At 29.4% G+C, this 11,202-nt stretch carries 11 protein-coding genes and 4 tRNA genes; 10 read left to right on the top strand and 5 right to left on the bottom strand.

What is annotated here, in order from left to right:
* Positions 1 to 357 (top strand): asparagine--tRNA ligase (locus tag KKE07_01085; protein ID MBU4269452.1); only part of this gene is annotated, 357 nt, incomplete at its 5' end.
* 152 nt (positions 358 to 509) lie between these two features.
* Here the strand turns inward: KKE07_01085 and KKE07_01080 are convergent.
* The 3 genes from KKE07_01080 to KKE07_01070 all read right to left on the bottom strand — a co-directional run bounded on the left by KKE07_01080 (position 510) and on the right by KKE07_01070 (position 929).
* A tRNA-Ala gene (locus KKE07_01080) sits at positions 510 to 585 on the bottom strand.
* 144 nt (positions 586 to 729) lie between these two features.
* Positions 730 to 805, bottom strand: a tRNA-Ala gene (locus KKE07_01075).
* 47 nt (positions 806 to 852) lie between these two features.
* Positions 853 to 929 (bottom strand) — tRNA-Ile (locus KKE07_01070).
* A gap of 169 nt (positions 930 to 1,098) precedes the next feature.
* Between KKE07_01070 and KKE07_01065 the strand changes: the two genes are divergently transcribed.
* The 9 genes from KKE07_01065 to dnaJ all read left to right on the top strand — a co-directional run bounded on the left by KKE07_01065 (position 1,099) and on the right by dnaJ (position 9,462).
* Entirely contained in the window at positions 1,099 to 1,278 is a 180-nt protein-coding gene (locus KKE07_01065; GenBank protein MBU4269451.1) for a hypothetical protein, read from the top strand.
* 112 nt (positions 1,279 to 1,390) lie between these two features.
* A complete protein-coding gene (gene prfB / locus KKE07_01060) occupies positions 1,391 to 2,470 on the top strand; it encodes a peptide chain release factor 2 (GenBank protein MBU4269450.1) in 1,080 nt (359 codons plus the stop codon).
* A gap of 11 nt (positions 2,471 to 2,481) precedes the next feature.
* Entirely contained in the window at positions 2,482 to 3,450 is a 969-nt protein-coding gene (tilS, locus tag KKE07_01055; GenBank protein MBU4269449.1) for a tRNA lysidine(34) synthetase TilS, read from the top strand.
* Positions 3,451 to 3,534: 84 nt separating this feature from the next.
* Complete coding sequence (locus tag KKE07_01050; GenBank protein ID MBU4269448.1) at positions 3,535 to 4,242, top strand: hypothetical protein; 708 nt, start codon at positions 3,535 to 3,537, stop codon at positions 4,240 to 4,242.
* Between the two features lie 97 nt (positions 4,243 to 4,339).
* Positions 4,340 to 5,494 (top strand): TonB C-terminal domain-containing protein, encoded by a 1,155-nt coding sequence (locus tag KKE07_01045; GenBank protein ID MBU4269447.1) that lies wholly within the window; start codon positions 4,340 to 4,342, stop codon positions 5,492 to 5,494.
* Between the two features lie 76 nt (positions 5,495 to 5,570).
* Positions 5,571 to 6,947, top strand: a complete 1,377-nt coding sequence (locus tag KKE07_01040) for an FAD-dependent oxidoreductase (protein MBU4269446.1) — start codon at positions 5,571 to 5,573, stop codon at positions 6,945 to 6,947.
* Positions 6,922 to 7,836 (top strand): NAD-dependent epimerase/dehydratase family protein, encoded by a 915-nt coding sequence (locus KKE07_01035; GenBank protein MBU4269445.1) that lies wholly within the window; start codon positions 6,922 to 6,924, stop codon positions 7,834 to 7,836. The genes KKE07_01040 and KKE07_01035 overlap by 26 nt, the downstream gene beginning before the upstream one ends.
* Positions 7,837 to 7,923: transfer RNA gene (locus tag KKE07_01030), tRNA-Leu, on the top strand.
* Positions 7,924 to 8,328: 405 nt separating this feature from the next.
* Positions 8,329 to 9,462, top strand: a complete 1,134-nt coding sequence (gene dnaJ, locus KKE07_01025) for a molecular chaperone DnaJ (protein MBU4269444.1) — start codon at positions 8,329 to 8,331, stop codon at positions 9,460 to 9,462.
* A 5-nt stretch (positions 9,463 to 9,467) separates the two neighbouring features.
* Here the strand turns inward: dnaJ and KKE07_01020 are convergent, their stop codons facing one another.
* Positions 9,468 to 10,736, bottom strand: a complete 1,269-nt coding sequence (locus tag KKE07_01020) for a GspE/PulE family protein (protein MBU4269443.1) — start codon at positions 10,734 to 10,736, stop codon at positions 9,468 to 9,470.
* Positions 10,737 to 10,741: 5 nt separating this feature from the next.
* Positions 10,742 to 11,149: a hypothetical protein gene (locus KKE07_01015; GenBank protein MBU4269442.1), complete on the bottom strand. Its 408-nt coding sequence runs from the start codon at positions 11,147 to 11,149 to the stop codon at positions 10,742 to 10,744.
* Between the last annotated feature and the right edge of the window lie 53 nt (positions 11,150 to 11,202).

Below are 11,202 nucleotides of genomic sequence, written 5' to 3'. Positions count from 1 at the left end.
CACTTTAAAAAACCGGTAATTTTATACAACTATCCTGCTCATATAAAAGCATTTTACATGAGACAAAATGATGATGGCAAAACAGTTGCTGCAATGGATATATTGGTTGCCGGAATTGGTGAAATAATTGGCGGATCTCAAAGAGAAGAAAGACTTGATATTCTTGAAGCAAAAATGGATAAAATGGGACTTGATAAACAAAACTATTGGTGGTACTTGGAATTAAGAAAATATGGTAGCGTAGCACATGCCGGCTTTGGGCTTGGTTTTGAAAGACTTGTGCAGTTTGTTACCGGAATGGAAAATATACGAGATGTTATTCCATACCCAAGATATCCAGGCCATTGCGATTTTTAAATAATTTTAGTTTTGAAAAAAGCCCAGAAAATTTTTCTGGGCTTTTTTTATTTCCAATATTGGCCTGCCAGCCGACCTGTCCGTCGAAGCCTTGGCGAAGACGAAAGCCTCGTGCGACTTGTCCGCCATAGCTTTATGCGACGGCGGAAGTATGGTGGAGATGAGCGGAGTCGAACCGCTGGCCTTTCGCGTGCGATGCGAACGCTCTACCAACTGAGCTACACCCCCGGAAATTATACTTACAAAAAAACCACTGCGATAACAGTGGTTAAATTTTTATTGGCTTATAAACTTTTTTTCATACATTTCTGGCCGTGCCATACATAGCCTCGTGCGACTTGTCCGCCATAGCTTTATGCGACGGCGGAAGACTGGTGGAGGTAAGCGGATTCGAACCGCTGGCCTTCCGCTTGCAAAGCGGACGCTCTACCAACTGAGCTATACCCCCGAAAATTTCAATTTTTATGGCCTGCCATACGAAGCTTTAGCGAAGTATGGTGGGCCTAAGTAGACTCGAACTACTGACCTCTCCGTTATCAGCGGAGTGCTCTAACCAACTGAGCTATAGGCCCTTATTGCATTTTCTGAAATTATATATGTATTTTGAGACTCTTGCAACAATTTATTTGATACAAATCAACATAATATAATAAAAAAATGCTTTATTGACCTAGTTGGCAACTTTTAACTATTATATTTTATGCGTAAGTAATGTAAATACAATTTTCAAGGGAGATAAAAATGAATCCAAATAATATGAATAATAACCAAGGCCCAATTCAAGAAAAACAAACTTTTTTTAAAAGATTAAAAAATATAGCTATAACAACTAAAAATAGATTAAAAACTCATATGAAAAATCATTTTCCAATCAGAATTTGGGCTAAAGGAAGTGAAAAACATAAAGGTCCAAAAATTTAAATCATATTAAGCAAAGATTAGGCCTTACAACCCTCTTTGCTTAATTAACCCAATATTCTATAATAAAAAAGATAATAAAATATATTTAAATTAAATAACTAATTGTATAAAAATGTTAATAGATGAATTAAAAGAAACTCTTAAAAATTTAGAACCCGATATTAACGCCATAAAACTTTTTTGGCAAAATTCCAAAAATAACGAAAAATTCGAATCATTGGAAAAAGAAATTAATCAAGAAAATTTTTGGCAAAATACCAAACGAATCGAAATATCAAAAGAACACCAAAATTTAAAAACATTAAAAGATAATTTTAATGAAATAATAAATTTATACACTGAAACCATAGAACTTTTGGATTTATTCGCCCAAAACGAAGAAGAACTTTTAAAATTAAAACCGGAAATAAATAGCTTTGTAAAAAAAGTAACCAAATTCAAACTAGAATTGTTATTAAATAAACCTGATGATTCAAGTAACTGTTTTTTAAATATCAATTCAGGTGCCGGAGGCACAGAGTCTCAAGACTGGGCAAATATGCTTTTGCGCATGTATGTAAGATTTTGCGAAAGAGAAAATTTTAAAATTGACGTTTTAGATTACCAATCAGGTGAGGAAGCCGGTATAAAATCTGCATCTTTATATATAAAAGGCAAAAATGCTTACGGATTTTTAAAGTGCGAAAATGGAATTCACAGATTGGTACGAATTTCACCTTTTGATGCAAATAAAAGAAGACATACATCTTTTGCTGCCATAACTGTAACCCCTGAAGTTGAAGAAGAAGCAATTAAAATAGATGAAGAAGATTTACGAATTGATACTTACAAATCAGGTGGAGCCGGTGGACAACATGTAAATAAAACAGAATCTGCAATACGAATTACACATATACCGTCTGGAATTGTTGTTCAATGCCAAAGTGAACGTTCACAAGCACAAAATAAACAAACTGCCATGAAAATGCTTATGGCAAAACTTGTGGAAAAACAAAAAGAAGAGCAAGAAGCAAAAGAAAAATCTGTAGAAAAAAAGAAGATTGAATGGGGTTCTCAGATACGATCTTACGTTTTACATCCATACAAAATGGTTAAAGATTTAAGAACTGATTGTGAAAGTCCACAACCGGATTTAATTTTGGATGGCGATTTAATGCCTATGATAGAAAAATATTTGGTAAAATTTAATTAAATTAGATGCTAATGCTTTTTAAAAAATTAGAAAACGAATTACAATACATTCTTAACAAAAAACCCAAAATAATTTTGGGCCTTTCCGGCGGTCCGGACTCTGTGTTTTTATTCCATTTTTTAAATAAGCTACACAAAGAAAATAAAATTGAACTAATAGCTGTAAATCTTGATCATGAATGGCGTAAAGAATCTGCACTTGATTCAGAATTTTGTAAAAATATTTGTGAACAAAATAATATTAAATTTATTGGTAAAAAGGCCAGCGAGCTACAATTAAATTTAAAATTTAACGGATCAATGGAAGATATCGGTCGCAAACTTCGCCAGCATCTATTTAAACAAGTGTTAGTTGAAGAAAATGCAAACTATGTAGCGCTAGCACATCACATGCAAGATCAGCAAGAAACATTCTTTTGGCGAATTATTAGAGGTACAACATTAAATGGACTTACGTGCATGAAATATGATGAGCCTCCATTTATTAGACCTTTATTAAATATTGAAAAAAAAGATATTTTAGATTATTTGAATAATAATAATATTAAATATGTAATCGATCAAAGCAATAATTCTGATAAATATTTACGTAATAGAATTAGAAAATATGTAATTCCACAACTTGAACTTGTTGATCCTAGATTTACACAAAAATTTGCATCTACATTAAAACATCTTCAAGCTGAAGAAGATTTTTTAAATAAACTCACACAAAAAACTTTTGATTTTATTTTCAAATATTCTGAAGTTCATAAAAAATTTGTAGGCAATTTAAAAGAATTTATCGAGCTTGATTTGGTTTTGCAAAAAAGAGTTTTAATCTATTTATTTAATAAAGAAAAAGTTAAATTCAATCCAAGTGATAGTTTATTAAACGAAATTTTACGTTTTTTGAAAAATAAAAACGGTGGCAAACATAAAATTAATGAAAATTTTTGTATATTCAAAAAACAAAATCTATTTGGAACTATAAATAGTTAATTCAAAATTATATTGATACAAAATTTATATTTCGAATAAACTATTGATCAAAATCAGTTTATCAAATTTTATAGGGACAAAATTATGTTTAATAATCAAAAAATTATACTATTTTTTTCTTTAAATCTTTATTTAATAACGTTAATTGCCACGCCAAAAAATATGTTAATTAAACAAAAACCTATATTTGAATTAAAAAGTTTTTATACAGAACTTGAAAAAGATTATTTTAAAGCAAATCCTTGGGATTTTATGGATACTGTTTTTGTTGATAATTTAGAAAATGCAACAACTTTATATGAAAAACTCCCATTCATAATTGCAAGTTTACCCTATTTAGCAACCTTAATAGCATTTATTTATGAAGTTAATAACTCCGGCACAGTTAGTGATAAAGCTATGGCCATATTGATTGCTGGAGGAATTGGCTCCATAATAACTTCATTTTTTTTACACAAAACAACTAAATATTTTATTTCAGGTAAAGAGTTTGAACATAAGTTAAATAAAATTCTTAATTGGTTTATGAAAAATTATAATCCAAATTTAGATCTTAATTCGAATAATAATATAAAACATTTTGTACCAAAAGAACTTCATAGTATCTTTGATAGCATGTTTAGGGAACATTTAGCACAAGGCAATAATTTCTTAAAAAGTGAAGCTACAATTTCTATAGTCTGTAAAATTATAGAACGAATTGTATATGAAATTAAAGCAGAAAAATACAGAACACCAACAAAAATTAAAATAACCAATAGTAACTATTTATCATCAACACATTACTCTTAATATGCATATTAAGAGTAAAAAACTTAAATAATTTATTTTGCCACTCAAATAAGCTAATATAGAGATTAGTAATAATTAATGCTAATTTGGGTAGTAAATGAACAACAATAAAAAAAATAAATTTAAATTATTTTTATTAATATCTATATTAATTCACTTAATATTGCTACTTATTGTATTAACTCATGCGTTTAAAAAAACAAGACGAGAATTAACTAAAATATTTTTTGTAAACGATAAAAAAGATTTACCCAAAGAAGAAGATATTAAAAAAGCGCTTGAAAAACTCGAAGAAGAAAAAAATCAAATAAAAAAAGAAGAAGAAAAAAAAGAAATAAAATTAGATGAAAGACCTGCGGCCTTAAAGCCAAGGAAATCAAATTTTGGCAACACAACATATTTTGATGAAGAGCCACAGTTTGTTCCACCAATATCTGAAAAAATAGCAGAAAAAGCAGAACAAGAAAAATTCAATGAAAAATCTGAAGAAGAAAAAATAATAGAACCTGATAAAATTTTAGAAAAAAAAGAAATTGTCGAAAACAAAGAACAAAAAAAAGACATAAACCAAACAGATAAAGAATCTAAGTTTATAGAAAAAAAAGAAGAACAAGCAAAAACAACTCTTGAGCAAGCTCAAAAACAGGCTAAACAAGATATAAAAAAAGAGATTCTAGAGATAAAAAAACAAGAAACAAAGCCAAAAGAAGTTAAAAAACAAGAAATAAAAATCGCTCAAAATAAACCAAAAGAATCACTAGAAAAAAAAGAAGAACCCAGAAATTTTGGCGTTGCGCTTCAAGATAAAAGCCCTGCACCAAAGCCTAAAAAAAGTATATTACAATTAACCAAAGGGTTTTTATACAATAACAAAGATGAAGGCCAAGATTGGATTAAACGTGATGGCGATGAAAATAAGCGTCCTGATTTTGAAGATTTAAAACGCATATCTTATACACAACAAATTGCCTGGCAATTTCAGCAAGAGTCCGGAATTATTGCTTCACACATGTCATACAGTGAAAGAACGCACTTAATGGACGGATATTGTAACGAACCTAATTTACGCATAGTTCTTAACAAAAATGGAAGTATTAAACAATTAGAATTAATAAACACATCCGGCTCAGTAAGATATGACGATTATATCGTAAAATGCTTTAAAAATGCCGCACCATTTCCACCAATACCAAATCATTTTAATAGTGATCAATTTGATTTACCTGTAACAATTATGCATCCATCCAGGTAGCATGCTACAATTTACATCTTTACAAAAACCCCGATTCACAGTAGATTTTAAGTAAAAATAGAAAAAGGGTTTTAATTTGGCAGATGTGGTAATTCTAGGCGCGGGCCTTACAGGTTTATCTACAGCATATCATTTAGAAAAAAATAATTTTTTTAATTTTAAAATTTTTGAAAAAGATAATTCTGCCGGAGGATTATTAAAATCTTTTCATCAAGATGGTTTTACTTTTGATTATACAGGGCACTTACTACACATAAGCAATCAATCTTTTTATGATTTTTTAAATGAAACAGCAGGAATAGAAAATTTTTTTATTCAAAATCGAAAATCTTTTGTTTACACACATGAAAAATTTGTAAATTATCCATTTCAGGCAAATTTATTTGGGTTACCTGAAAATATTATATATGAATCTATTGCAGGTTTTATAAACAGAAAAAACCATATTAAAAATCCAAAAAATTTTTATGATTGGGTTTTAAAATATTTTGGTTCGGGTTTAGGAAAACACTTCTTTTTTCCATACAACACAAAATTATTATCATATAATTTAAAAGAAATATCCCATAGTTGGACCGGAAGATTTGTGCCGCAAACAAATTTAAAAACTATTATTAATTCAGCCATAAAGCCACAAAATCAATCAAACATGGGTTATAATAATAAATTTTATTATCCAGTTAACGGCGGCATACAATTTTTAATCGATAAATTAAAAAATAAAATCAAAACAAAAATTAATACCAATTTTAAAGTAACAAATATAGATTTGAAAAATAAATTATTAATATTTGATAATGGGCACTCAGAAGAATTTAATATTTTAATTTCAACAGCGCCATTAGATAATTTATTAAAATTAATAATCGATAAATCAAGCACTAATTTTTCAAACCAGGCAAAAAATTTATTATGCAATTCTGTGATTAATTTTAATTTAGGTTTTAACGAAAATAATATTAAAGATAAGCACTGGCTATATTTTCCTGAAAAAAAATATAGCTTTTATCGAATGGGCTTTTGGCAAAATATATGCAAAAGTTCTGCGCCTGAAAATTACAGCTCAATATATGGTGAAACATCATATATACAAAATAAAATAACAAAAAAACAGGTAGATAATTTAACATATAAATCTATAGAACAAGCTCTAAATTTTTTAAATTTAAAAAAAGAAAATATAGTTACACAAAAAATATTAAATATTGATCATGCTTATGTCATTTATAATAAATGGCGTGAACAAAATTTAAAAAAATTACACAATAATTTAAATACTGAATATATCTATTCAATAGGACGATATGGAGAATGGAAATACTCAAGTATGCAAGAAGCATTTTTAGATGGAGAAACTGCAGCAAAAAAAATATTAACTGATTTATTATATTCAAACCCACAAAATATTGTGAAGGGGTTAAAAAGTAATGAACAATATAAAAAACTTTTATGATAATATAGATGTTTTGGTTACCGGTGGCGCAGGATTTATAGGATCGCATATAATAAAACAGCTAATATCGCTAAACGCTAAAGTTACAGTTCTTGATAATTTTTCAACCGGAAATTTAAATAATCTTAAAGACGTAATTTCTAAAGTAAATATAATTTATGGTGACATTACAAACCCATTTACCTGTAAAAAGGCAACTGAAAATAAAAAAATAGTTTTTCATTTAGCGGCTTTAACATCAGTTGCTTATTCTGTTTTATATCCCGAAACTTGCTACAAAATAAATATAACCGGAACAAAAAACATTCTTGAAGCTTGCAAAATAAATAAAATTTCAAAATTTATCTATTCTTCTTCAGCCTCTGTTTATGGAAACAAAAATACTGAGTGCAAAGAATCTGATGAACCAAATCCGGAATCACCATATGCGAAAAGTAAATTGGAAGGTGAAAAGCTTTGTTTTGAATATAATCAAAAATATAATTTAAATACGGCGATCTTAAGATATTTTAATGTTTATGGTGAAAATCAAAATCCAAATGGTGAATATGCTGCAGTTGTGGCAAAGTTCAAAAATTGCATAAAAAATAATAAACCAATAACAATTTTTGGAACCGGAAAACAAACAAGAGATTTTATTGATGTAAAAGAAGTTGCAAATGCAAATTTGCTTATAGCCACAAAAGATAATTTAAATAACAAAATTATTAATATCGCGACAGGAAAAAGCATCAGTTTACTAGAATTGATAAATCTACTGGAAGCTGATTTAAACAAAAAAGCTAAATCAATAGAATTTTTGCCGGCACGAGCAGGCGACATAATCCATTCAAGTGCCAATTGCCAAAAATACAAAAATATAATAAAAGATAATGTATCTTCATTTTAAGCCGAAGTGGCGAAATTGGCAGACGCGCTAGATTCAGGGTCTAGTCTTTGAAAAAAGGTAGGGGTTCAACTCCCCTCTTCGGCACCAGCCGTCGCCCTATAGCCCAGCGCATACGCACAGGGCTACCTCAAAATCGCCCGCTCATGCAGGCTCAAAAAACAAAAATTTAATATTAATTTGCAAGAATTGTATTTTTGTTTTCAAAAAATTTGATAATAAAGCTTTGCATACAAATAGTTACTTTTTATATACGATTACACAATTAATGTTTGGTTTATAGAATATTACTTACATATAAAAATAATTATTCATCATAATGTCTCTGAGCCTGCATAAGCAGGCGGCTTTAGGGTAGCCCTGTGCGTATGCACTGGGAATAATACAAATATGGCATACAGGATGTTTGATTTTCCATATTAAACCATTATAATTTATAATAATCTTAGTCTGAAAGACTAAAAAAATTTAAATAAAAAATTTAGGGTTAAAAACATGGCAAAAAGAGATTATTACGAAATTTTGGGCGTTTCAAAAACAGCCAATAAAGAAGAAATTAAAAAAGCTTACAGGCAATTAGCCGTAAAATATCATCCGGATAAAAATCCTGATAATAAAGAAGCTGAAGAAAAATTTAAAGAAGCTAGTGAAGCCTATGAAGTTCTTTCAAATGAAGAAAAAAGAAAAAAATATGATCAATTTGGTCATGCCGGAATGCAAGGTGGATCAGATTTCCATGAATATGGAGGATTTGAAGATATCTTTTCAAATTTTGGAGACATATTTTCAGATTTATTTGGTGCGAGCACCGGTGGACGTAAACAGCAACGCAGTAAAACCGGACTTACGCCACAACGCGGCCATGATTTATCATATAATATAGAAATAACATTAACCGAATCATATTTGGGAACCAAAAAAGATATTTCCATTTACCACAATACAAGTTGCGAAACTTGTAACGGTTCAGGATGTAAAACCGGTACAAAACCTGAAAAATGTTCACATTGTAACGGTACCGGTGCAGTAAATTTCAGACAAGGCTTTTTTTCATTCGCTCAACCATGTAATTATTGCAAAGGCGAAGGTTTTACAATTAAATCGCCATGTCCAACATGCAAAGGGCAATCAAGAGTTCAAAAGCGAGACACCCTAACTATAAATATTCCTGCCGGAATTTATAACGGTGCAGAATTAAGAGTTAAAGGTCGGGGCGATGCCGGAATATTTGGTGGCATATCCGGAGATCTTTATTTACATGTAACGGTACAAGATGACAAAAAATTTTGGCGTAAAAATAACGACTTAATAACTTACTTAAATTTAACATATCCACAATTAGTTTTAGGCTGTCAGGTGGAAGTTGAAACTTTAGATGGTCAAAAACATTTAATTAAAATACCAAAAGGTTGTGCTGTTGGTGAAGAGATTATGTTACCCGGAAAAGGGTTTCCGGTTCCAGGAAGTTTATCCAGAGGTAACTTAATAATTATTACGAAATGCCACATTCCAACAAAATTACCAGCCAAAGCCAAAGAATTACTTCTAGAATATGCTGAAAAAATTGGGAATGAAACAAGTGATTCCAAGTCAGGAATTTCAGGATTTTTTAAAAAATTTTTGGGATAAAAGATTTAGTGGATGATTGCTTTAAAAAATTCTTCAAATGAAGTCTGCCCATCATCGACTTTTTTTAAGGCATCGTCTTCTATGAATTTCATATTTTTTTTAATTAAAAAATCTTTAATTTGTTTGGTAGAATTTTTTGCAGAAATTAAATCTCTAATTTCATCATCAATTTTAAGAAGCTCAAAAATTCCAATTCTACCTTTATAGCCAAGATCAAAACAGTTATTACAACCACAGGGTCTGTTAATTTTATTTAATTTAAAATTATTTATATTTATATTTTTAAGATTATTTTCTTCTTGCTCAGTTATTAAATCTTCTTTTTTACAACTATTGCAAAGAGATCTTACCAATCGTTGAGAAAGAACTCCTGAAAGTGCCGCATTAATTAAAAAGCTATCAACCCCCATATCAATTAATCTCGTAACCGCAGATACGGTATCATTTGTATGTAAAGTGCTAAAAACAAGATGTCCTGTAAGCGCTGCTTCTATGGCTATTTTTGCAGTTTCTTTATCCCTAATTTCACCAATCATTATAACATCGGGATCTTGCCTTAAAATTGATCTAAGACCTTTATGAAAATTAAATCCTGCTTTTTCATTTATTTGACTTTGAACAATTCCGTCAAGATTATATTCAACCGGATCTTCCATTGTAACAATATTTTTTTCACCATCATTAAGATGCGATAAAATAGAATAAAGGGTTGTTGTTTTACCTGATCCTGTAGGTCCGGTGATAAGAAAAAAACCATATGGCCTGTCTATTAACTTATAAAACTCAGATAATGTAAATTCATCCATTCCAAGTTTATTTAATTCAATGTTATTTTGTGATTTATCTAAAATACGCATTACAAGTTTTTCACCATATATTGTGGGAAAAGTTGAAATACGCATATCTATTAAATTATTATCGTTTGGAATATTTTCTGATTTCTTACAAATCCGAACTCTAAACTTACCATCTTGAGGAACTCGCTTTTCTGCAATATCAAGATTGGATAAAATTTTTAATCTCGATAATATTGCAGCCCCCAATTCTTTTTTAATAGCTGTTTGATCGTATAAAATACCATCAATTCGATATCTAATTCTTAGATCATTCTGATTTTGTTCAAAATGAATATCTGAAGCGCCATAATTTATAGCCATCAATAAAATGGAATCCACAATATCTACAATAGATTCATTATGAATTCCATTTTTTAATTTTTCATCTTTTGATAAAAGATTATAAACAAGACTCTCTTCTCTCTCTTTTTCCGCCACTAAAATTATCCTAATTTATAACCAACCAAAAATCCAACCAAACCTGCAATAAATTTTATCAAGTTTGTTTTTATCCAATCAAAAATTGAATTTAAAATAACACCAAAATCTGAAGCTGGATCGAAACCCAAAAATACATTTAATGCAAGCCAATCTATTGTCAAAATTTTATTATATTCAAGTATTAAAATAACAGCCATAGCTGTAAGAATTGTAAAGAAAACAAATTTGAAATATTTTTTAAATAAAAAACCAAAAGCAAATCCTACACCAAAATAAATAGCACCTTCAATGGCCTGTGCTGAAGATCCACCTATATCTTCCGACCATTTTTTTATATCAATCTTTTCCCAAACAGATTTTAACCAGTTCATAAAAACTTCAAATTTACCAGGAACAATTTGCTCTTCCATAAGACTCTCCATGCAAAAATTTTTAATTTAAACTACACATAAATTTAAAATTA

The organism is Candidatus Dependentiae bacterium (genome assembly GCA_018897535.1).
Lineage (GTDB): Bacteria > Babelota > Babeliae > Babelales > UASB340 > UASB340.
The sequence above is the reverse complement of the archived record's forward strand: the minus strand, read 5'-3'. Positions and strand labels throughout refer to the sequence as shown.

Excerpts from the sequence above, each read along its gene's own strand:
- KKE07_01065 (MBU4269451.1), top strand. The coding sequence starts at position 1,099 with ATGAATCCAAATAATATGAATAATAACCAAGGCCCAATTCAAGAAAAA.
- prfB (MBU4269450.1), top strand. The coding sequence starts at position 1,391 with ATGTTAATAGATGAATTAAAAGAAACTCTTAAAAATTTAGAACCCGAT.
- tilS (MBU4269449.1), top strand. The coding sequence starts at position 2,482 with ATGCTTTTTAAAAAATTAGAAAACGAATTACAATACATTCTTAACAAA.
- KKE07_01050 (MBU4269448.1), top strand. The coding sequence starts at position 3,535 with ATGTTTAATAATCAAAAAATTATACTATTTTTTTCTTTAAATCTTTAT.
- KKE07_01045 (MBU4269447.1), top strand. The coding sequence starts at position 4,340 with ATGAACAACAATAAAAAAAATAAATTTAAATTATTTTTATTAATATCT.
- KKE07_01035 (MBU4269445.1), top strand. The coding sequence starts at position 6,922 with ATGAACAATATAAAAAACTTTTATGATAATATAGATGTTTTGGTTACC.
- dnaJ (MBU4269444.1), top strand. The coding sequence starts at position 8,329 with ATGGCAAAAAGAGATTATTACGAAATTTTGGGCGTTTCAAAAACAGCC.
- KKE07_01015 (MBU4269442.1), bottom strand. The coding sequence starts at position 11,149 with ATGGAAGAGCAAATTGTTCCTGGTAAATTTGAAGTTTTTATGAACTGG.